The organism is Gilliamella sp. N-G2 (genome assembly GCF_002142215.1).
Taxonomy (GTDB): domain Bacteria; phylum Pseudomonadota; class Gammaproteobacteria; order Enterobacterales; family Orbaceae; genus Gilliamella.
The window spans coordinates 1-23,014 of sequence record NZ_NAST01000031.1 but is presented as its reverse complement, the minus strand read 5'-3'; the positions used below and the strand labels follow the sequence as shown (position 1 = coordinate 23,014).

The following is a 23,014-nucleotide window of genomic DNA, read 5'->3' as shown; positions in this document are numbered from 1 at the left end:
TAAATACACTGTTTTAAAACAGAAAAATAAAAAATAACTATTTAGGAACATTAAACTTACAATTAAGGAAATAATAAAATGAATAATACAAAAAATTCATTAAAAATAGCTGGAATCGCTATTGCAGTATGCTCATTATTTATGTCTTCAACAACAATGGCTTTTCAACCAGGTTCTACAGAAGATTTTTTAGGTCATGAAGTTGGACCTACATATCATACAGCAGCTGAGGCAGTGAGTAGTAATGATTATCTTCCAGGACCTCCTAAAAATGATTCAGCAGTATTTGAAGCAGACAAAGCTGCATATCAAGAAGGTTATAAATTAAAAGATACAGCTCGCTGGAAGCAAGCAACAATGGATGCAGATTTACATACAACTAATATGGCAAAAATATTTTCTGAACCAATGGGTATTACTATTTCACAAGAAACAACACCAACTCTTTATAAAATGTTAGGTGATCTTCTTGTTGATTCAGCAGATAATGCTACCAAAACAGCAAAAGAAGCGTATATGAGAGAGCGCCCATTTGTATTCTTTGGTAATCACACCTGTCAACCTGTTAATGAAGAAGATCGTTTGCGTAAGAATGGATCATATCCTTCTGGACATACTTCTTATGGATGGACTGTAGCATTAGTACTTGCTCAAATGGCACCATCTCATGCAGAAGCCATTATAAAACGTGGTTATGAATTTGGTCAAAGCCGAATGATCTGTGGTGCTCACTGGCAAAGTGATGTTGATGCAGGACGAATTGTAGGTGCTGTTGAATATTCTCGCTTACAAACTCTTCCTAAATTCCAAGAAGATCTTCGTAAAGCTACAGAAGAAGTTAAAAGTCAATATAAATCATCAAAATAATTAATTGATTCCACCCTCTTAAGATATTTTCAAAATACTTAAGAGGGGAAGTTTTATATTAATAATATTAAAACTTATTAAATCAATTATTTTTTAGAGGATGACAATTTATTGAACAATATGAACCAATCTAAAATACATCTTTTTCAACTCTAATAAGCTATCATATTTTATCTCATCGTTCTTATTATTCTATAACATGAAAAAAATAAATTTATTGATATCTGCACTTTGTTTTTTATTGCCATTTACTGTTATGGCAGTAGAAGTCAATGATGTAACTGGAATGACACCGATTCAAGTTGCAGCAGTTGTGCAACCAGAATCTACTCAACAAGTTGTTGATATAGTTAAAAAGGCTACTGGACCAATTAGTATCGCTGGTGGTAAATATAGTATGGGAGGACAAACAGCAATCCAAGGGGCGGTGCAAATTGATACTCGTAAATTAAATCATGTTATTGACTTTAAACCTGAACAAAAACTGTTGACTATTGAGACGGGGGCAACTTGGCTTCAAGTTCAGGAGCTTATAGATCCCTATGATTTATCTGTAAAAATAATGCAAAGCTATGCTAATTTTAGTATTGGTGGATCATTAAGTGTTAATGTTCATGGCCGATATATAGGTGAAGGGCCTATAATTCTTTCGGTAAAACAATTCAAAATTGTGTTAGCTGATGGCAAAGTAGTAATAGCTAGTCCTGAGCAAAATCAAGATATATTCTATGGTGCTATTGGTGGATATGGTGGTCTAGGTATAATCACTGAGGTGACATTGCAACTTGCTGATAATGTAAAAGTAAAACGCATTAGTAAGGCTATGCCAATTACAAACTATTATCAATATTTTATCCAACATATTCGTTCTGATAAAAAATCAATATTCCATAATGCGATAATTTATCCACCAGACTATAAAAGAGTGAGATCTGTTACTTATAAACAGACTGAAGAACCATTAACGATTTTGCAACGATTAAGATCTGATGATAAAAAATCGCATAATCTGGAAAAGCCAATCAAAATTGTATCTTCCTCGTCTACTGGTAAAAATTTACGTAAATTATTTGATGATTTTTATTATATAAAAAAAACAGTCATGTGGCGTAATTATGAGGCTAGTTATGATGTTTCGTATTTGCAACCGATATCGACTAAAAATAAAAGCTTTGTTTTACAGGAATATTTTATACCTGTTGATCAATTTGATCACTTTTATCCCAAATTAGTCACTATTTTGAAAAAAAATAAAGTTAATGTTATTAATATTTCTATTCGTCACGCCAACCAAGATAGTGGTTCATTACTGGCTTGGGCAAAATCGGAAGTATTTGCGTTTGTAGTCTATTATCAACAAGATACTGATGAATTAAGCAAACAACATGTTGGTAATTGGACAAGGGAATTGATAGATGCTGTTTTGGAAAATCAAGGAAGTTATTATCTACCTTATCAATTACATGCGACAACAGAACAATTTCAAAGAGCATATCCACAAGCTGAGCAATTTTTTAAGCTTAAAGCTCGTCTAGATCCGCACAATAAATTCAGTAATATGTTATTAAAACGCTACCATATCGAAACTGTTCAATAACATAGCGCCAGCAAGATAATTAGTTATTTTTTGTTAAATAACTAATTATTTAAGCAGATATTATCTAATATCGATAAAGTTCAATACATTGTTTAACATAAGAAAAAATTTATTTTTAAACTTATCTAAGCTTTATTTTAATGTACTATACAACGAATATTAAACATAAAATTATTTGTAGATTTTAATATTAATTTTTCCTGTCTTTTTTATCAACCATATTGATAATAAACTAGTTTTTTAATGCTTCTAATACTAGTCTAAATACATTTGAATGCCCCTTGCGACTTGGGTAATAAATATAAAAAGGTTCATATGTAATTGAATATTCAGGTAGTAATTCTATAAGTTGTCCTGATGCTAATTCATTTTTTACATCTGGATAACCAATCCAACTAATACCTAAACCATCAAGAGTAGCTTGTTTTCTTAAATGATTATTGATTGTGAAATGAGAAATAGGGTGATATTGAATAATATTACCTTTATCGGCAAACTCCCATATCGATTCCATTCCATATTGGGTTGAAACTTTTTTGCCAATTAATAAATGTTGATCTAAATCATTTATCTGTTTTGGTCTTGTTCTCTGATGCAAATAATCAGGACTAGCCACTAAAGCCATTCGCAATGGATCTGATATTTTTACTGCTATCATCTCTTTTGCCAAATCATTTCCAATTCGGCAGCCCATATCGAAACCTTGTTTGACAATATCAACTAAGTTATTGTCACATTGAATTTCAATTTTAATTTGTGGATAGCGTAGTGAAAATTGGCTTAATTTAGGGTATATAAAATTTTCAATAGCAATATTAGATGCATTAATTCTAATGGTACCCGATGGAGTATCAAGGTAATCCCCAAGAGCCGCAACTTCTTCATTGATTTGTCGATAGAGAGGGGCTATTTGTTTATAAAGTTGTTCACCTGCTTCTGTCAATGATAGGCTTCGAGTCGTGCGATTAAATAGTCGTAAACTCAAACGTGTTTCTAAGTTTCGCATGCTATGACTTAGTGCTGATGACGAAACACCTAAAGATTTAGCTGCACCAACAAAGCTTTTTGCTTTAGCTATAGTAATAAAATAGTTTAGTTCATTATAGTTATACATCGGATATAAATAGAAAATTAATGAATTTAATTCATTATACTATAAATGAATAACACGTTTATCTCAATAAAAGTTAACGATAAAATAATCATAATTAAAATTGAATTTTTAACAATTTATAAAATTATTCAATCTATTATTAGTTATTTAGGAGAGAGAGTATGGATTATATAAAATTAGGTAATTCTGATATTGAAGTCTCACGATTTTGTTTAGGATGTATGAGTTTTGGCGATCCTGCTAGTAAAATGCATGATTGGACACTTAATCCAGAACAAAGCGAAACAATCATTAAACATGCCTTAGATCTAGGAATTAATTTTATTGATACAGCAAATACATACTCTAGTGGTACTAGTGAAGAATATGTAGGAAGAGCGATTAAACGAAATATAGCTCGAGACAAAGTAATACTGGCTACTAAAGTCTATTTTAATGAAGGGCATTTATCTAAAACAGCAATTGAACTAGAAATTGACGGTTCCCTGAGACGATTAGGTTCCGATTATGTCGATTTATATATTATCCATCGTTTTGATTACAGTACACCAATTGAGGAAACTATGGCTGCTTTACATCGTTTAGTACAGAGTGGTAAAGTACGAGCATTAGGTGCTTCTGCGATGTATGGTTATCAATTTTATAATATGCAATTAGGCGCCAAACAAAATGGTTGGACGCCGTTTGTTTCGATGCAGAATCACTATAATTTATTATATCGTGAAGATGAAAGAGAATTAATTCCTGTCTGTAAGCAATTCAATGTTTCATTAACCCCTTATAGCCCTTTAGCTGCAGGTAGACTCTCTCGATTAGAATGGCAAACCAATACACTACGTAGTAAGACTGATAAGACTGCTATTACTAAATACGATAGTACCCAACAAATCGACATGAATATAGTAAAAAGAGTTAATGAAATTGCGCAAAAATATGCTGTAACCATGACTCAAGTTGCTCTGGCATGGCAATTTGCCAAAGGAATTACTTCCCCAATCATTGGGGCAACCAAAACTCAATATTTGGATGATGCGATAGGAGCATTGAAGATTTCCTTAACTAAGGATGATATTGCTTATCTTGAAGAACTTTATATTCCTCATAAAATTATGGGTGCGATTTAAAAAAATTTTTTCTTGAATAATAATTCGATACCAAGAGATTTTTGTTTATTAAAATATAAAGCTATTCAATGCTTTTTGTAGGTTATTTTTATTATCTTAAAATATAAATTTTTGAATAACTAATTAATTAATATAATTCCTAAAATAATAAATAGAGTTCCTATATAAAAAGAATGATTAGGCATACTATTGAATATAATTATCGTTAGTAATGTAGAAAAAATTGGCTCAGATAGTTCAGTTACTTGAACTTTTCCTGGGCTCATATATTTTAATGCTTTCGTTGTGCAGTAAAAACCTAAAATAGTTGGAAATAAAGCTAAAGAAACAATACCAAGAAGAATATTTATATCAATCTTATAATTAAAATTAAATTGTACTATAAATGGAAAAAATAAATAAACTGTCCCGAACATTAATAAATATTTTGTAAGATATATTCCTCCTGTTAATTTGAACTTTTTAATCAAAACAGAAAACAAACCATATCCAATTCCTGCAAAACTAGCATTTAATAAAAGTAGTGAACTAGTAGATCCTTTCCAAGATATAATAAAGATACCAATAATAGCTAATAGAGCACCAATAATAGAACTAATTGATATTTTTTCTTTTAAAATTAAAGCACAAAAAAATAATGCTGAAATTGTAGCAGAAGCCATCAAAATAATAACAACGTTTGGTGGGCTACCATAACTATATGCGATTGTTTCAAAGAAGAATAATATGAAAATTCCTAAAAATGAACAAATAGCTATTTCAATGAATAGTTTATTTTTGCTTTTAGCATTATTTATATGGTTTTTCTGGATTATATTTGGAGTTTTTATTAATAACAATACTACGAATAAATATGCCACCAATGTTTTGAGAAAAGCTATTTGTTCCGACTCCAATCCGCTATTGATAAGTAACAAACTTATTATACCTATACTTGCATTCTGAAGAGCTGCACATAAAGCAAAAAAAGTTCCGATAATAACTTTATTTTCCATATTTTTATTTTAGATGTATTTGAAATACTTAATTCATTTTATATTAAAGCTGATAGATTTGTCTCATCCTTTATTATTCTGTAATTCTTTAGTCACATTTTTTAATGAGACTTAATTTGGAGTTATGCAAGTTGTAATACATTCATTATCAATAATCAAACAATAATTTAAAGTTATGTATTAATAGATTAAAATGTATTGTTATACTTAAAGGGCTAAACAAAGATATCGAAAATTACAATTTATTATTTATTTCTAATCATTAGGTTAATAACAATAATACTTATTAGAGCCAATAAAAAAGCAATTAAATAATTAAAATAATCTGCAATTGTCATTGAAATTGAAGAGCCGATTATTTCAGAGAATAATAAGCTGCTCTGAAAAATAGCATAATCTGTAGCTGTTTGCTTTCCTTGCTTGGCAAAAATCATCGTGATGGTATAAATACTAACATTAATCGTTCCTATACCAATACCTAAAATAGTCATCATAATGGTAGTCGTCATAGGATTAATATAACCAGGCATATAGTAAAGTAAACACCACAACAGAATTAGGAAAAATAATAAAGAAAAACCAAGTTTAAGCGTTTGATAAGGGTGTTTAGTTTTTAATAAATAGGCTGCAATGGCACAACCTAAAAGCATAGTTAAATAACCACCAATACCTGTATAGATACCAACATCACTCACAGAGAACCCATGATCCAGTAAAATAAATTTAGTTGTGGTTAAAATTACCGAACCAGCAAAAGGTATCATTATCGCAAGCAATAGCATATGGTTAGCATTTTTTCGTTTAAAAAAATTGTGGATTCTTGCTCGCGAATTGGATCGTGAATTGTGGCCTAAATTGGGCTCTGTCCATATAGTGAGTTGTATAATCGATACAAAAATAATCACAACTAACAATAAGATACTATAGGTTTTTCCTAAATAATCATAACAAACGGTTACTCCAGCCCCGCCAATAAGCATACCAGTAATATTGCCCATTACTTGAATACTATTTATCTGGCTAATTGTATTGTTTTGCGATAAATCTGCTGCAAGTCCGTCAGTTGCAATATCGAGTGTTGCAGAAACGATACAAGAAAAAATGATAACTATAAGAAGATAAGTAGTGGTTTCTGATGTGAAAGGGGTGAAAGCAATAATGGTTATCAAAATTGCTAATAGACATTGCATTGGTAGTAACCAGCTTTTTCGATAACCTATTTTAGTTATCCAGTGATTTTCGACTAACGGCGCCCATATAAATTTGATAACCCAAGGCAAACCCGCTAGTGGAATCATTGCTATCACGGCTAACGAAACACCTGAATCACGTAATAAGATAGGATAGGCGTCAAAAGCCAGTCCTACTGGAATTCCTTGTATAATGTAGAGCTGTGCAATAATAAATAAAAAATAGTTTTTTTGTTTATCAGCGAAGATGGTTTTATAGTCCATGAGGTGTTTTATAAGCTTCTATAATAAATATATTATAAATTCTATTCTCCAAAGGATATTAGCTGATAAATGGTAGCTTTATTTTGTTGTAAACGCAAATGATATTTGTTATCGTTTATTTGTTTGGAGGATATATGCATTTGGATAAATTACCTAATAATAAAAAAAACAGTTCATTCATTGAGTTACAACCTGGTTTAGCGGTATGTGTGAATAGTGCCGATGATCTAAATGCCATTGATTTGAGTAAAGCATTTCCTAGTAGTGATAAATGTTTATGTTTTAATTGTCAGTTACAAGGTAAGTTGAGCATGCAAGTTAAAGGTAGAAAACTTGTTACCCATAAAGGGGATTTGACTTTCGGCTTTGCTGATGGTGAGACTTTTCATCTACAACACTCTAAAGATTTTTGTAACATTGAAGTTATGATAATGCCAGAATTATTAGATGTTTTACTCGGCGAAATCGATTTTCAATTTTCTAATCTGGATAAGAAAGTGAATTTTTTCCTGCATCATCATCCAATTCATCAAAATAGCAATGTATTATCTTGTGCTCGAGAGCTATTCTACTTGATGCAAAACACGGACCAATCAAATCGATTATTAGTCTATGCCCATGTATTAAAATACTTAAATTGGTACTTCAAGTCTTTTGATAATCATTTAGGGCGTCAAGAATTTACCCAATGGGAGTATAAACAATTTAATGATGCACGTGACTATTTAATCAGTGATTTAACCAATCCGCCAACCATTGATTGGTTAGCTAAGCAAGTTGGTCTTAATCATAGCAAGTTAAAAAGAGGATTTAAGCAGATTTTTGGTAAAAGCATTTATGCCTATTACTTGACGGAAAGAATGAATAAAGCTAAACAATTATTAACTGAAAATAGTGTTACTGAAACAGCTATTATGTTGGGATATAGTAATATTAGTCATTTCAGTTCAGCATTTAGGAAACAGTTTGGTGTGTTACCTAAAGAGATGCGCCGCCAGCATTCATATAATAATGTTAAATAGTGGCAGCACAGATCAAAGTTACTAATATTAGGTTGTTACATAAAACATGTTAATAGTTATAAATGAAACCAACGCCGATTGTTCTCCCTCTGCCTGGTGATCCAATGGTTGCATCTGGACCATCCGGATACATGGCTGGAATATAATATCCCCATATATCATAAGATTTATTGAGCAGATTATCGCCCCATACATAAAATTCAGCATTTTCAGTTTTAACGGCAATTCGAGCATCAAGTTTGTTATAAGCTTTCAAATCAAAATTATTTTGCACATCGGCTTTACGAGAGCCAATATAACGATCTGTTACTTGTGTTTCCAATGATATTCCTGAAGCTAAATTAAGCGGTATAGAGTGCAAAATGGTTAAATTAGCATTCCAATGCGATGTATCCGGTACTTGGTTATGTTTTTTCACATGAGCTAAACTTTGGCTTGGAGTGCCGACTATTTTAGCATTGGTGTAACCTATGCCGCCGGTAAAGTCCAAGTTTCCAGGTGCTTTCCAAAAACCATCTAGCTCTACACCATAACTTCGAATATCATAATTTTCAACCACAGATACAAATGTTGCTGGATTGTAAGCCATTAAATGTTCACGTTTTGTATCGTTATAAAATAGTGCGGTATTTAGTCCAACGGTATTATTTTCAGTTTTTAATCCAATTTCATAAGTGTTTACATAAGCTGATTTATAGGCTTGGTCTGAATAACCCAATGTGGCAAAATCGGTCCCTTCATCATTAAAACCACCTGTTTTATAACCTCTAGAATAGAGTCCATAAAGGGTGGCATTATCATTTAGAAGATAATTTAATCCGAGTCGACCAGTAGTATAATGATCAGTTATTTTTTGTTTATCAAATGCTAAAGTTGGCATCCCCGGTGCATTGTCGGTATAAATTGAGTTAGCTGACCATTTTGCTCGATAATTTTTCTTTTCGTAAGATTGGCGAATGCCGGTTGTTAATTTCAATTTTTCGGTAAGAGGATAAGTAATTTCCCCAAACAGACCTACATTATCTGTCTCAAACTTTCTCTTAATATCAGCATTTAAAGGATTAGTCGGGTAAAAAACATCTATAACATCATAAGTATTTCTATGTCGGTTATTAGTATAATAATTAACTCCGGCAACCCAAAATATAGATGCATCAGGTTTTGAAGAAATTCTAAATTCTTGATTGAAAAGATTCTCTTTAGTTAAAAACGACCAATTTGAAGGAGGGGATATACCTATTAAATGGTTATATAATTTACCTTCGTAAATCGGTGCTCGATTGTCATTTTTAGAGTAAGAATAACTTGTTATAGAACTTAAAACACTATTATCATGTTGATGTTCAACTTTAAAATTAAAACGGTAAATATTTTTGTCATTCTTATCGCTGCTATTAGGAATGTTAATTTTTGGATGGTGACCGTAAGGACGCATAACATACATATCATCCATGCCCATTGCATCTTCTAATTCAGTAATAAATGAGATAGATGTGAGTTCTGAAGCTTCCCATAACAATGAACCTCTAGCGATTTTATTTCTAAGAATACTCACTGGTTTATGATCATTAACATTTTCTAAAATACTATCTGCTTCATCATAACGGACAGCAAAACGGCCACTTAGCTGCTCGGTTAAAGGACCGCTGATGACACCTTCTGTTAATATTTGATGGTCTTGTCCAAATTCGGTTCTAAAAGTTGATTCAAAATAACTAGTAGGTTTTTTCGAAATAACATTGATGGCACCAGCCTCACTATTTCGGCCAAATAGTGTTCCTTGTGGACCTTTTAATACTTCGACACGCTGAACATCAAGTAAATTTAAGGTCGTATTACTTCTTGACTGTGGCATTCCATCTACGTTAATACTAACTGAACTGTCATCGCCACTCATTGGCAATACCGAGCCGACGCCACGCATCCGTATAGATTTCGCCGCTCCCATATTACTAATTACTTGTACGCCAACGGTATCGTTTAAAGCTTTTTCTAAAGTTGTTTCCCGTCGGTCAACTAGTTTTTTATCGTCAACAATATTGACCGTAAATGGAATATCCTTGGCAGACTCTTTTACATGCCTAGCAGTAACGATTAATTGTTCTATTTGATCACTATCGTCTTTTTTTTCAACTGTATCTGCCATTGCGTTGAACGATAAACAGAAAATACCGGCCATTAACCACGGTGAATTAATAATAATTTTTTTCGAAGATATGGGGAGATTAGTTACTCTATCAATAAAAGCTAATTTGTATCTCATATATTTTTTCCTAAAACTACATATAAAAAGCATTCTGATATGCTCTATAAAGGTATAAACACTCTTTGACATTCCATTTAATTCATAACAATAGATAAATTTAAATAAGAATAATTATCATTTATAAAGTAAAGGTTTTACTAAAAAAGTTCTCCCCAAATCAGGTTAAAAAAACCGTATCGGTTTTAAATTTGTTTAAATTTTATTTTTTTTTATTTAATAAATTAATTTTTAAGGAAAATATATTTGATACTCATTAAATATTTAATGATATTCAGAATATTATTTAATTAATTCGTATTAGGTAATATTGTTAAATAAGTGATTTTTATTCACTATAAATGGCGGCTAGTGAATAATTTTGCTAATTAAATTTGCAATCAAATTGGTCGGGGAATAATTTAGTTTGAGTTCTTGTGTTTTATCTGTCTATTTTTATGGAAATTAGAATATGGCCCGTCATTATTTTTAATTTTCTTGCAAATGAAGATAATTGTTAATATTTTGGCTTGATAAAAAAAGATGAAAATTCTAGCTATAGGTAGCAAGAATATAATTTAATTAATCCATAATATATTCAATAAATTAGATATTGATATTTAGGTAGAATAGGAAAAATAGGCGATTAAAGACTAAAAAAGAAAATAAACAAACTGTAATTAACTGAAAAGATTTATTGATAATAATAGTTTTTTCAGTTATTTCTTTATTAATATAATTATCCATTATGATTAAAAGAGAACTATACTATATTGAAATCTCTAAATTTGTTAGATTTTTAAATTGATTTTTTCATAACACAAAATAAAAGGAAAAATTATGAACAAAGTAACAGCGGGAAGAGATGTACTTGGCGAATTTGCACCTAAGTTTGCTGAGCTTAATGATGATGTATTATTTGGTGAAGTTTGGTCTCGAGAAAAAGAGCTCTCAGCAAGAGACAGAAGTTTAGTCACAGTTACGGCATTACTTGCCAGTGGTATCTTAGATAGTTCTTTACAATTTCATTTACAGACCGCAAAAAATAACGGCATCACGAAGCAAGAAATAGCAGAAGTTTTAACTCATGTAGCATTTTACGTTGGTTGGCCTAAAGCTTGGGCTGCGTTCCGTTTAGCCAAAGATATTTGGAAAAATTAGTTTTAAGCAGTTTTTTATTAAAAATAATAAACCAAAAATAAATTCAAATAATACACACAAACTCACTTTTTTTTAGAAAAAATAGTACAGATTGGTATGTATTGAATACTATTCACATTTACACTATTGTTAACTTATAAAGTCAAAATAACTGTTTATAATAGTTAAAAATCTTTACTATAAAATGACTTATTATCATTATATCAATTTACTTGCTTTTACATATATTACTAAGTAAGTAAATTGATTGACTGCTTAACTTTTAGAATTCATTAGATGTTCTTAAGGGACTTTTAAGGATTTCTACTAATTCGACGTATTCAGAATGTTTTTTCCTAGCCTTTGACTAATTATCCTTTGTAGTACCTTTATTCTTTATATAATATATTTAATATCTACATCTATATTTGATTACTGACCTCTGATATGCCAGCCTCATGATAAACGTCTTGCATCAACTGATTTAAATATGCTATGAAATATGTAAATAAGTGATCAAAATCAAAATATTTAATATTCCAATTAATAATCTAAATTTACACAAAAAACATCTTATTAACCTTTGGTAATAAAGGTTAAGCATATTGTTTAAAAAATGGTTCAATACAAATGTTATTTTCCTTAATTTATTTAATATCAATAAATTAAATGAATTTCTCATGATGAAAAAACAAATGTTTGATAGGTTTGACAATAATTTTTCAATATGATAAAAGATCGCAATTGATAATAGTTATCAATATCATTAATGGTCAGTTTTATTTGTATACAGATAAGTAAAATTTTTAAAAAAAGTAAAAAATGGCTATTTAACAAAATATTATTGAATAAAAAGCGACAAATCAAACCTTTGAGGATGCTGTTTGGGAAGTTGGTGATAATTTAGAATTGATTAACATACTTCAACAAGCGTTTCACACTTATTTTCGACAGATTGGAATATATGGTTGTCCTGTTTTATTGAATAAAACAAACACACTAACAAACCAGAAATCGAAATTTTGGATTTGATACTAGCTGGTCATTAATATGCCGCAATATGTGAATAACATTGTAAAAGGGTTTATATATGAAAAGTTTTAAGTCTAAATTAAGTTTATTTAGTTTGTGCATGATTAGTGGCTACAGTGCAGTTAGTATGGCAAATGAGACTAGTAATAAAAAAGAAACACAACAACCTGATGATATAATCATTGTCGTCGGCGAAAGAGTTGACCGCAGCGAGGTTGAAACCGGTTCAAGTGTTAACATTATTACCAATAAAGAACTAGAGCGTCGTCCAGATCTGTACTCTTTAAATCAGGTATTAAAGGAAACACCTAATATCATAGATACAGGACTGGGAAACGAATTACCCACAATCCGCGGTATTGAAGGTTCGAACTCGCCTGGTTCAATGGCATTCTTTACCGGTGCGCGCCCTCGCTTTAACGTTTCAATTGATGGCCGTACTTCAAACTATAACGAATTGGCTTATGGTAATAAATCATTATGGGATATGAAGCAGATTGAAGTGTATCGCGGTCCGCAAAGCTATGCGCAGGGGCGTAATGCTATTGCCGGATCGGTGGTTATGCAAAGTAACGACCCAGTCAATGAATACGAAAGTGCAGTAAAGTTTGATTACGGTAATCAAAACCGTCGCCAGTACGCAGCGATGCTTTCTGGGCCTGTAGTTAAAGATGAATTATTATTACGCCTGAGTATGGATCGACAAGAGCGACAGTCATCTGAACATCTTGCTGATTATTATCCGGCAGGTAACTCGCGTAAATTTGAAGCAACTACAATGAGAGCAAAGCTTTATTGGTTACCATCAACACTCCCTGATTTTTATAGTCGCTATACGTTTTCCCATATTGACTCACGAGCGCCACAGGGCGAGTTCAAGCCCCGTAATAAGTCTGAAACTTACCGTGCAGTATTCCAAGTACGTTCAGCGAGTAATATTTGGGATATTGGTTATCAAATAAATGATGCTTTAGAATTTGAAAATAAAGTTATTTATTCAAACTATATTCAGGATCGTTATGCGCTTTCCTCCGGAGGACCAGCTCGGGTTGAAGGTCATGAAGTCCAGGTTGAGCCAATATTGAGATTCAATTCTGGAGATTATCGCGGTTTAGTCGGTTTGTTTTACTACAACTCTCCTCAAGATGAATCGGTGTTATTAATTAAGAAAAACAATTATCACGATAAAACTGAAACGAAGGCGATATATGGCGAAGTAACGTTTAACCCTCTAGCATATATTGAAGTAAATATGTCTGCTCGCTATGAACAAGAGGATCATAAACGTAACGGAGGAAAACTCTTTGTTGTGAACTACAAAAGTAAAGAAAAGGAATTCCTGCCTAAACTTGACGTAGCCTATCTTTTTAACGACGCTCATCGCATAGGTGTCAAGGTGGCACGCGGTTATAACCCAGGAGGTGCCGGAATCTCATTTATTCCACCTTTTGCAACATATGAATACGATACTGAATATGTGTGGAGTTATGAGTTGTATCATCGTTGGATTTCACCAAACAAGCGCCTAAAACTTAGTACCAATCTATTTTATAATGACTATAAAAATTTACAGCTTCCTTATTATAATATTTTTGGTAGCCCAGTAATTGATAATGCCGATAAAGCAGTGACTTATGGTGTAGAGTTTAATCTTAATTGGCAAGCAACAAATGATTTAAATCTTTTTGCAGGTGTAGGGTTGCTGAAAACTAAAATTAAAGAATTTTCAGGGAATCCAAATTATAAAAATAATAAACTCAGCCGTTCTCCCGGTTATACATTCAATATAGGTAGTTATTATACATTACCTGCGGGCTTTGAAATTGGAGCTAACTTAAATTACACCGACTCTTATTACTCATCCGTATCGAATAGTAAAGATTCAAAAACTAACGGATACTCACAGGCAAACGCGTATATAACCTATAACTTTAAACATGGCAATATAAAGCTCTATACCGAAAATGCATTTAACTCTGATAAAAAAACTAAAATTATTGATGGTGGGTATACAACTTATCAACAGCCTCGTATGGTGGGGATTTCTACTGAGCTGAAATTTTAACACTGATATTCACTATATTACTATCAGTGTGATTTAAGGTTAAATTATATGAACAACTCAAATAATACTGGATTTCTCCTGTATTGATATAACTGACTAGATTCTATTAATGGAGACGCTATGCTTACTTTGTCAATATAGTTTGCTTAGCAAAGCAAAAAACTAAAGCAAAGAAAAATTTTCAGTAGTAAAAAGGTTAACTTATTGCAAGAGAAAGCAAAGGCATTCGAGGTTAATATGTTTAGTTGCGATAACCTAAAGATTGTTTCTTATTACATGATAGATATAGGCTAAGGATACACTTAATTATGAATCATACGGATATATTTCTGCCAGTAAAGAATAAAGTATCTCATTCTATATTTTTGGCATCAATTGCACAGGTACTTAAACTGAGTATCTGGCTAATGTTGATCTGGGTTTTACACCAATTGATGTTGGATGCTAGCGTCTTTCCGGGATTGCCGATTGTCTTTCTACTTGTTCTGAGCATTCTTTTTTATACGTTGAGAACTTATGCTCATGATAAGTCTCACTATGCGGCATTTGAATTAGAAAAAATATTACGAACCAGGCTTATCAAAAAGATCAATCAGTTACCTATTGAAACGGTTAGAAACATGGGCAATGGAAATCTTGTCAAAACATTAATTGATGATATTAAAGAATTACATGCTTTTGTGGCTGATGCTCCGCCTTTAAAAGCCGAGGCATTCGTTACACCAATTTTTACCTTACTGGTTTTATTTATCTTTAATTGGGTCTTTGCAAGCATTGTATTTGCCATCACTTTAGTTACTTTTCTACTGCTGAGTTTTATCATGAAAAAAGCTAAGCTTTTGAAGGAAAGCTATAACAATGCAACTATTCAAATCAACAGTAAAATAATTGAATATATTCAAGGAATGAGTGCGGTAAGAACATTTGATGCTGGAGAGGGAGCATTCGGTCAATATCAAAAAGCACTGGAAAACTATAGCCAGGTGGTCTTTCATTGGTTGCAATCTATGCGATTGTCTACAAAAATTGCTCGCAGCCTTTTCTCCGCTATGCCGATGAGTATCATATTAGTTGTTGGATTGAGTTTAGCCCAACTAAATGACCAAATCTCATTTATTACAACCTTCTGTTTTTTATTGTTGGCGATCGGTATTGCAGAAAGTGTTCATCCAGTGATGAGTCTATTTCAGATATTACAAAAGTCAAAGGCAGCAATAGAAAGGATATTTGAAGTTGAAAATCTACCAATTTTAGCGGCACCTTCCAACCCGCTATTACCTGATAATAATGAGATAATCTTCAAAAACGTTGGGTTTTCTTACCAGAATGCTGACTCTGTTTTATCCAATATCAATATCAAAATTCCTGAAAATTCATTTACCGCTCTTATTGGTACATCTGGTTCTGGTAAGACAACTCTGACAAATCTTATTCCACGTTTTCTTGATGCAACCTCTGGAACGATAACTTTAGGTGGAGTTAATATAAAAGAGATTGAATACGCTGAACTTATGTCGAGAATCTCATTTGTTTTTCAGGATAACTTTTTATTCTCATGCTCGATCGCAGATAACATACGCTATGGGTTAGACGATATCTCTGATGAAGATGTTATTGAAGCCGCCAAAAAAGCTGAAATTCACGACTTCATTTTGACACTTCCTCAACAATATAACACTCTGGCAGGAGAAAGAGGGCAGTTATTATCCGGTGGTCAAAAACAGAGGATCACCATTGCCCGAGTTTTTTTACAAAATCGACCGATCGTTATTTTAGATGAACCGACGGCTTTTTCTGATGCCCGAAATGAGGCCTTGTTGTTAAAAGCCTTTAACCGTTTAATTGATAAAAATAAAACTGTCATTATGGTAACCCACCGCTTATCGACGATTGTCAATGCTGACCAAATAATATTATTGGATAAAGGAATGATTAAAATTCATGGGACACATAATGATTTAATCGAAAATTCAAGTGATTATAAATTGTTATGGCAAGAGTATAACAAAGCAAAAGATTGGTCGATTCCAGTCAATAATTTGGCTGATGGAGAAAAGTGATGAAAGAGTATATTAATACAGACACACGCACAACAAAATCATTGCTGAAAACGTATATTGGCTTAATCAATGCGGCTGGAAAGCAAAAAAAAATATTGATCCGCAGTCTGATTTATACTGTGATATCCTCTTGTCTATTTGGCGTTTCGTTGGTTTTACTATATCCCTTATTTGCATCGCTAGAAGCCAAAAGTGTTACAGCAACAGTTACTCATTTAATTATTGTCATTGTTCTAATGGTGGGTAGCTTTATTTTTAAGGTGCTTTGTGAACGCTATGATGCGGATGGTTATTCGACGTTGGCAGTTACCGAGCTAAGGGAAAAATTAGGTAACAAGCTAAGGCATATTTCCTTAGATTATTTAAGTCAGTTTAGATCTGGGGAAATAAATTACCTTATGATGCAAAGTGTCAATGAAGCGGCAGTATTTACATTTATGCTACTCAATATCATCATTACCGGCGTGGTTGTACCTCTATCAGCTGCAATCGCCTTGTTCTTTTACAGTTGGCAACTTTCTTTGATGATGCTTTTGGTCTTTCCAATGGCAATTCCACTTTACCTGTGGCGTAGGAAGGCCTATCGCAGAGGTTTTAGCATTCTGGCAGAAGCCAATGCCAAATTAAAAGGGGAAGCTGTTGAGTTTGTACAAGGACTTGATGTATTGAAATCCACAGGCCAAACCGAAGAGAAGATGACAGAATTTATTAAGGTAACAACAGATGTGGCAAATATACTGCGTATTGGCACGAAAAAAGGCGAAAAACCTAACTTAATTATCACCATTGTAATTCAAGTTGGTTTGATCCTTATCATCTCGTTAGGTGCCTATTTGGTGAATGCTGCGACCATTTCCTATCTCTTACTAGCCAGCGTGTTATTAATCGTTGCGCGTTCCACGGATGTATTAAACTATTTTGTACAAATGTCATCGATGCTTGAATCATTGGTTATAGGGTATGAAAAATTGCAGGAACTGTTGAATGCACCATCATTACCTGAAAAAAAGGCAGAGATTATGCCTGATCACTATAATATTGAATTTGAACGAGTTAACTTTTCGTACCGAGGGCAGGACAAATATGTGCTTAAAGATATATCCCTTCAGATCCCAGAAAAAGCATTAACCGCTTTGGTTGGTGCCAGTGGTTGCGGTAAGACTACAATAACCAAGCTTATTCTTCGGTTTGCTGATGTTAAGTCAGGCAGTATTAAAATCGGTGGTATTGATATTCGAGATATGTCTCAGAGTCAGTTAATGAGTCTAGTCTCTGTAGTATTTCAGGATGTTTATTTGTTTCAAGACACCATAATTAATAATATTAGAATGGCAAAATTATCCGCTAGTGACGAGGAGGTCATCGAAGTTTGTAAACAGGCAAATTGCCACGAATTTATCCAGAATTTCCGCGACGGTTATCAAACACAACTCAATGATATTGGCAAAAGTCTCTCTGGTGGGGAGAGGCAGCGTATCTCTATTGCCAGAGCCATTTTGAAAAATGCACCTATTCTTATCCTCGATGAGCCAACTGCCGCTCTCGATACTGAGAATGAACTGGCAGTGCAAAAGGTGATTAATAAGCTAGTGCAAGGGAAAACAGTATTAGTTATCGCTCATCGACTTTCTACTATCATCGGTGCTGAGCAAATTGTAGTAATTGATAAAGGCGAAATTGTGGAAAGTGGTACTCACCAGCAGTTATTGCAACAAGATGGAATTTATAAAGAGTTTTGGCATCTTCAGCAAAATTAAACTCATCTGTGGCATTAATGTGCTGTTACCCATAGCGAGTTACTAAGTGTAAACAGCTTAATGTGTTGCAACATCCTTAGTCGTTTATTCTGCATCTTTAAAATTGGGCAGTAAATCTTTTAGTAAGTTCGTTATTGTAAGGTTGGTATGCAAAAGGAGATATTATCTTAATCGGTTATGGTTTATTTGTTTGATAAGTTGTTGGCATTATTGAGGGCAAAAGACTTAGAAATATAAAAGCCAGAGTATCACTGTCGCTGCTATTGTTATTGCTTGAACGACTCATTTTAGCTTAATGAATCTCTTTGTTTGAAATCGCTGAATTAGGGAATAGATACGATATACATGTACAAAAAAGAGGTCATCAACATCTTTAAGTGTATATTCCTTTCTTTAATTTTAGTGTTTAATTTAACTAACTTGATAGTCAATATAGTTAGTAGCGATAAATAATTTTTATAATGCAATAAATGATTGGAATTATACAGCTATAAGATTGTTTGCTAGCATAAATTCACTTTATTCCCCACTAAAAAATTAATAATATGAGTGAATTACATGGAAAAAACAAATAATACATTTCCCACATTGAGTCTGCTTGCTTTAGCTACCGCACTATTTATTTCTATTATGACTGAAGCTTTGCCTGCTGGATTTTTACTTTTAATAAGTGAAGATCTAAGTGTTACCGAAGCTCAAGCAGGACAATTAGTGACGCTTTACGCATTAGGTTCTCTACTATCAGCTATCCCATTAACAATTGCTACACAAAGTTGGAATAGAAAAAAATTATTAGTAATTGTTATGCTTGGTTTTAGTATTACTAATTTTATGACAGCATATTTTTCGTCTTTTATCCTGATATTAATTGCTAGATTTTTAGCTGGTGTTTTTGCCGGTCTTCTGTGGGCAATGGTGGCTGGTTATGCAACAAGAATAGTTAGTGATGATAAACAAGGCAGAGCAATAACGTTAGTTATGTTAGGGGTTCCTATTGCTTTATCAATAGGTATTCCTTTAGGTACCTCAATAGGGCAGTTAGTTGGTTGGAGATTAACTTTTCACATGATTACTATCATTTCTTTGTTGTTGGTTATTTTTATATGGCTAAAATTACCTAATTTAGCAGCGTTAAAAACAGCGAAAAAGAATTCAATTTTTTCTGTATTATCTATACGTTACGTAAAATCTATCTTAGCAATAAATTTTATTTTTGCTTTTGGGCATAATATTTTTTACACCTATATATCACCATATTTACAATTATCTGGTAATGATGCAAATGTCGATGTTGTTCTATTTATTTTTGGTATTTCGTCGATAATTAGTATTACGGTTGTTGGTATATTTATCGACAAATACTTACGTAAGCTAATTATTTTATCTCTCAGTTTATTTGCTATATCAGGGTTATTATTTTATTCCTTTGACAATCTTTATTGGTTAATTTTAATCTCAATTGTAGTATGGGGATTGGCCTTTGGTGGTGGTGCAACACTATTTCAAACAGCTTCAGCAAAAATAACCGGACAATCTGCTGATATTGCACAGTCTTTACTTGTCTCACTTTGGAATTTAGCAATAGCTAGTGGTGGTTTTTGTGGTGGAATATTACTTAATGTTTTCGATGCAAGAGTATTACCTATCATAATGTGTATTTTGTTAATTTTTGCCCTTTGTCTAATTTTATATGCCGGTAAACTTGGCGTTGCAAAGGAAAGTGACAATGATTAAATAGTTATTTGATCGGCAAGTTTATCATTTGACAAGCTGTTATGGATAAAATTAGCTTCACAAATATATATTGCGGACTAAAAAGAAAATCATCTGGAATATTGTGTAAGACAGCAACTTGATGATTTTCATTATTCTTGCTATTTTTAATAAAAACACTGAAGCAATGACTAATAGACATTTGTCAGAATTATTAACCTATGCAGAAAACATTAAATTCGCAATTGAGATTAATGACATCATTTTAGTTGTATAAAAAGCGAGGTTATACTTAATGTAAGTAACTATAAAGATGTGGTTGTAATATCTTTTTAATTTAGAGCGTTAATTTTGTTTTAGAGTAGGGAAGAAATTATTACCAATTAATGATTAAGCAATACAATTACAACTAAAGTAATTAATTTTAATAATTATAAAAAAATTATTTAACTTTCATCTCATTAATAAAATTGAGTACATCTGTACCTGCTTTTTCTTCATTCCATGACACGCCAATTTTCCATTTTGCTCCTTTTCCCATCAGTTTTTTACATTCACTGGTTGATTTAATATTATCAACTAAACTATTTGGCAGTATCGTTACATTCGAATGTAAATTAGCCATAGATATAATGTTGTAAACATTATTTGTGTAATATACATTTGGATAATTTAACGCATTGCTAGAAAGATATTTGGCAATTTTTTGTGACAGATCAAAATGTGAATCATAATCAGGTAAACAAAGTGTATTCTTATCCAAAATTTGATTAACATCATTAAAATCATTAATCTGGAAAATTTCTTTTTGATTGAATATAAAGACTAAATGATCTGAGCCTATTTCGGTATACTTTATTTGTTTATTCGTCGGTTTTTCCATAAAAGCGATGTCTAATTCGCCTGATAATAGCTTCTTTTCCTGTTCTACTGAAGACATTTCATGTAACTGAATTTTTATCATTGGGTGATGTTCAGTATAATTATTTATTATTTCCGGTAATATATTTATACAGGAAAATGTATAGCCGATATTCAAAACTCCCGTTGTACCATTTTTTATTTTTTTGACTACACATAATAATCTATCTAATTCATTGGTCAAATTGAGTGCGTATTTGTAGATTATTTTACCTTCATCGGTTAGATAACACCCTTGATTGTCTCTAAGAAATAGTTTAAAGCCAAATGTTTCCTCAAGAAGTTGAATTTGTTTGGTAAGTGTTGGTTGGGTTATATTCAGTTTTTCTGCAGCATCGCGAAAACTATCACTGGTTGCTAACACAATAAATGATCTTATTTTCTTTACATACATAATGAAATCCTTTTCGTTAATTATTGACTATTATACTTAATTATTCGATATCTATGACCTATTAAGAAAATTTGTTTTAACCAATAAATCTTTTTATTTATTCGGTTATGTAACTAACTATACTTATCACTACAGTAATATCTGTTAAAAACGAAAATTAATGTCGGGCAAATTTAAGTTCAAGTTCAAAGAACTATTGCCAACGTTAATACTGTGTCCTAACTGTGTTAACGAAATATGATCTAGTTTTGGCGCGTCAGCTTGACTAAATGAATTAAATTTTTGGTTACAATGGACTCTTTTGCAGAAGGTTAGGGAATATCGTTTAATATCAATGGATGATTAAGAACCTAAATGCAATGGTGTTTTTTATTATAATTAATACGTTAAAGTAACTTAGTTGCTAGTCTTAAAAGATTTAATTGAAAAATTAATGTTTATTGTAGATCCCTTATATATCAATTAATAAAACATTTAAATTTTTTCTTCCTTTTGAGGTAATTGTTAATTCACGTTTATTATCTTCTTGTTTAAACCATCCTTGTTGTAGCATTGATTGCAGTATTAAAGTCCCTAAGGTGCCACCAATATGATCCCGATGTTCAGTAAAATCTATACAGCGCTTGCCAACACAAGCTGTGTTAGATGTGTTAAATAATAACTTATGTTCATTAAAAAAGATTTTACCTTTTTTAGTAACCACAAAAAAATTGTTTTGTATAATAATAAATTCATTATTAATAAATGATTGGGTAAGTGCTACAGACCATGAGCCAGCTAAGTGTTTATAGCATGTTCTAGCCTCTTTAAATTTTTCTTTAGTTTTAGAATTAGATAAAAATAAGCAATCTTTCGGCGGAATAATATTAAAAGTAGATTCTATAAACGTTGCAGTATCTTGATTTTTTATTTCATAGTAGTGGTGTTTACCACATCTCCTTTGATGGATAAGTTCAACATCTTCTAATTTTTTTAAATGAAAACGCGTAGCCTGTGGTGACAAATTCAATCGATTTGCTAACCATGAGGCTGAAAGAGTTCTGCCATTCATTAATTCAGTAATAATCATAATTCTACTGACATCAGACATTGCATCCGAAAATCGTATTAAATCCTCACAATATAATTTACTCACTTTTTAGAATCTCAAAAAAAATCAATGATATTTTTATTTGTTATTTAATTTGTAATCAACATTAATATACGCTTTTTAGCTAACTTGTTTAAATTTCTTTTTAAACATAATTTTTAAAAATTAAATAAGCTAATTAGATATTTTCACCAATAAAAACATCAGAAAAAAGACATGGAACAATTTGAGCAAAAAGAATATCTCATTATTGCAACTTTTAATTGTTAGTTACGGCTATATTCATTTTTTTATAAGAACAATTAGCCATTAATGAAACTAAATTGATATGAGGCCTATAAATGACTAAAGTAGTAGATAGTTCTAAATCAATATATTCTATTTATATTATATGTTTTTTAGGATTATTCTTATCAACATTAGATAC

General features: G+C 31.8%; 15 protein-coding genes. 9 read left to right on the top strand and 6 right to left on the bottom strand.

All coding sequences use genetic code 11. The annotated features are described in order from the left end of the window. Positions 1-78 precede the first annotated feature (78 nt). Both B6C99_RS11535 and B6C99_RS11530 read left to right on the top strand, forming a co-directional pair. Positions 79-867 (top strand): phosphatase PAP2 family protein, encoded by a 789-nt coding sequence (locus B6C99_RS11535; protein WP_173795345.1) that lies wholly within the window; start codon positions 79-81, stop codon positions 865-867. A gap of 199 nt (positions 868-1,066) precedes the next feature. Further along, positions 1,067-2,464, top strand: a complete 1,398-nt coding sequence (locus B6C99_RS11530) for an FAD-binding oxidoreductase (RefSeq protein WP_086359963.1) — start codon at positions 1,067-1,069, stop codon at positions 2,462-2,464. Between the two features lie 232 nt (positions 2,465-2,696). Here the strand turns inward: B6C99_RS11530 and B6C99_RS11525 are convergent, their stop codons facing one another. Continuing rightward, entirely contained in the window at positions 2,697-3,578 is an 882-nt protein-coding gene (locus B6C99_RS11525; RefSeq protein WP_086359962.1) for a LysR family transcriptional regulator, read from the bottom strand. A 161-nt stretch (positions 3,579-3,739) separates the two neighbouring features. On the opposite strand from B6C99_RS11525, the gene B6C99_RS11520 reads away from it, so the two are divergent. Beyond that, positions 3,740-4,702, top strand: coding sequence for an aldo/keto reductase (locus B6C99_RS11520; protein WP_086359961.1), 963 nt, complete (start codon positions 3,740-3,742; stop codon positions 4,700-4,702). A gap of 119 nt (positions 4,703-4,821) precedes the next feature. Here the strand turns inward: B6C99_RS11520 and B6C99_RS11515 are convergent, their stop codons facing one another. Next, entirely contained in the window at positions 4,822-5,697 is an 876-nt protein-coding gene (locus B6C99_RS11515; RefSeq protein WP_086359960.1) for a DMT family transporter, read from the bottom strand. Positions 5,698-5,942: 245 nt separating this feature from the next. Next, positions 5,943-7,151: an MFS transporter gene (locus B6C99_RS11510; protein WP_086359959.1), complete on the bottom strand. Its 1,209-nt coding sequence runs from the start codon at positions 7,149-7,151 to the stop codon at positions 5,943-5,945. Between the two features lie 134 nt (positions 7,152-7,285). Here B6C99_RS11510 and B6C99_RS11505 point away from each other — a divergent pair, with 134 nt between their 5' ends. Beyond that, positions 7,286-8,173 (top strand): AraC family transcriptional regulator, encoded by an 888-nt coding sequence (locus B6C99_RS11505; protein ID WP_158092479.1) that lies wholly within the window; start codon positions 7,286-7,288, stop codon positions 8,171-8,173. A 49-nt stretch (positions 8,174-8,222) separates the two neighbouring features. Here B6C99_RS11505 and B6C99_RS11500 read toward each other — a convergent pair whose 3' ends face one another. Continuing rightward, the gene (locus B6C99_RS11500) at positions 8,223-10,436 is read right to left on the bottom strand and encodes a TonB-dependent receptor (protein WP_158092478.1); all 2,214 of its coding nucleotides are present in this window, start codon (positions 10,434-10,436) and stop codon (positions 8,223-8,225) included. Positions 10,437-11,255: 819 nt separating this feature from the next. Here B6C99_RS11500 and B6C99_RS11495 point away from each other — a divergent pair. From B6C99_RS11495 to B6C99_RS11475, 5 genes are all read left to right on the top strand, one after another. Further along, the gene (locus B6C99_RS11495) at positions 11,256-11,576 is read left to right on the top strand and encodes a carboxymuconolactone decarboxylase family protein (RefSeq protein ID WP_086359956.1); all 321 of its coding nucleotides are present in this window, start codon (positions 11,256-11,258) and stop codon (positions 11,574-11,576) included. A gap of 1,069 nt (positions 11,577-12,645) precedes the next feature. Then, entirely contained in the window at positions 12,646-14,652 is a 2,007-nt protein-coding gene (locus B6C99_RS11490; RefSeq protein ID WP_086359955.1) for a TonB-dependent receptor, read from the top strand. 308 nt (positions 14,653-14,960) lie between these two features. Further along, complete coding sequence (locus B6C99_RS11485) at positions 14,961-16,712, top strand: ABC transporter ATP-binding protein (RefSeq protein WP_086359954.1); 1,752 nt, start codon at positions 14,961-14,963, stop codon at positions 16,710-16,712. Further along, a complete protein-coding gene (locus B6C99_RS11480) occupies positions 16,712-18,469 on the top strand; it encodes an ABC transporter ATP-binding protein (RefSeq protein ID WP_086359953.1) in 1,758 nt (585 codons plus the stop codon). Before B6C99_RS11485 ends, B6C99_RS11480 begins: the two co-directional genes overlap by 1 nt. Positions 18,470-19,027: 558 nt before the next feature. Next, complete coding sequence (locus B6C99_RS11475; RefSeq protein WP_086359952.1) at positions 19,028-20,203, top strand: MFS transporter; 1,176 nt, start codon at positions 19,028-19,030, stop codon at positions 20,201-20,203. Positions 20,204-20,624: 421 nt separating this feature from the next. Here B6C99_RS11475 and B6C99_RS11470 read toward each other — a convergent pair whose 3' ends face one another. Beyond that, on the bottom strand, positions 20,625-21,497 hold the full coding sequence (locus B6C99_RS11470) for a LysR substrate-binding domain-containing protein (RefSeq protein WP_086359951.1): 873 nt from the start codon (positions 21,495-21,497) through the stop codon (positions 20,625-20,627). A gap of 451 nt (positions 21,498-21,948) precedes the next feature. Next, positions 21,949-22,632 (bottom strand): helix-turn-helix transcriptional regulator, encoded by a 684-nt coding sequence (locus tag B6C99_RS11465; protein ID WP_143413968.1) that lies wholly within the window; start codon positions 22,630-22,632, stop codon positions 21,949-21,951. Positions 22,633-23,014: the final 382 nt, after the last annotated feature.

Coding starts and splice junctions, on each gene's coding strand:
- B6C99_RS11535 (WP_173795345.1), top strand. CDS start 79: ATGAATAATACAAAAAATTCATTAAAAATAGCTGGAATCGCTATTGCA.
- B6C99_RS11530 (WP_086359963.1), top strand. CDS start 1,067: ATGAAAAAAATAAATTTATTGATATCTGCACTTTGTTTTTTATTGCCA.
- B6C99_RS11525 (WP_086359962.1), bottom strand. CDS start 3,578: ATGTATAACTATAATGAACTAAACTATTTTATTACTATAGCTAAAGCA.
- B6C99_RS11520 (WP_086359961.1), top strand. CDS start 3,740: ATGGATTATATAAAATTAGGTAATTCTGATATTGAAGTCTCACGATTT.
- B6C99_RS11515 (WP_086359960.1), bottom strand. CDS start 5,697: ATGGAAAATAAAGTTATTATCGGAACTTTTTTTGCTTTATGTGCAGCT.
- B6C99_RS11510 (WP_086359959.1), bottom strand. CDS start 7,151: ATGGACTATAAAACCATCTTCGCTGATAAACAAAAAAACTATTTTTTA.
- B6C99_RS11505 (WP_158092479.1), top strand. CDS start 7,286: ATGCATTTGGATAAATTACCTAATAATAAAAAAAACAGTTCATTCATT.
- B6C99_RS11500 (WP_158092478.1), bottom strand. CDS start 10,436: ATGAGATACAAATTAGCTTTTATTGATAGAGTAACTAATCTCCCCATA.
- B6C99_RS11495 (WP_086359956.1), top strand. CDS start 11,256: ATGAACAAAGTAACAGCGGGAAGAGATGTACTTGGCGAATTTGCACCT.
- B6C99_RS11490 (WP_086359955.1), top strand. CDS start 12,646: ATGAAAAGTTTTAAGTCTAAATTAAGTTTATTTAGTTTGTGCATGATT.
- B6C99_RS11485 (WP_086359954.1), top strand. CDS start 14,961: ATGAATCATACGGATATATTTCTGCCAGTAAAGAATAAAGTATCTCAT.
- B6C99_RS11480 (WP_086359953.1), top strand. CDS start 16,712: ATGAAAGAGTATATTAATACAGACACACGCACAACAAAATCATTGCTG.
- B6C99_RS11475 (WP_086359952.1), top strand. CDS start 19,028: ATGGAAAAAACAAATAATACATTTCCCACATTGAGTCTGCTTGCTTTA.
- B6C99_RS11470 (WP_086359951.1), bottom strand. CDS start 21,497: ATGTATGTAAAGAAAATAAGATCATTTATTGTGTTAGCAACCAGTGAT.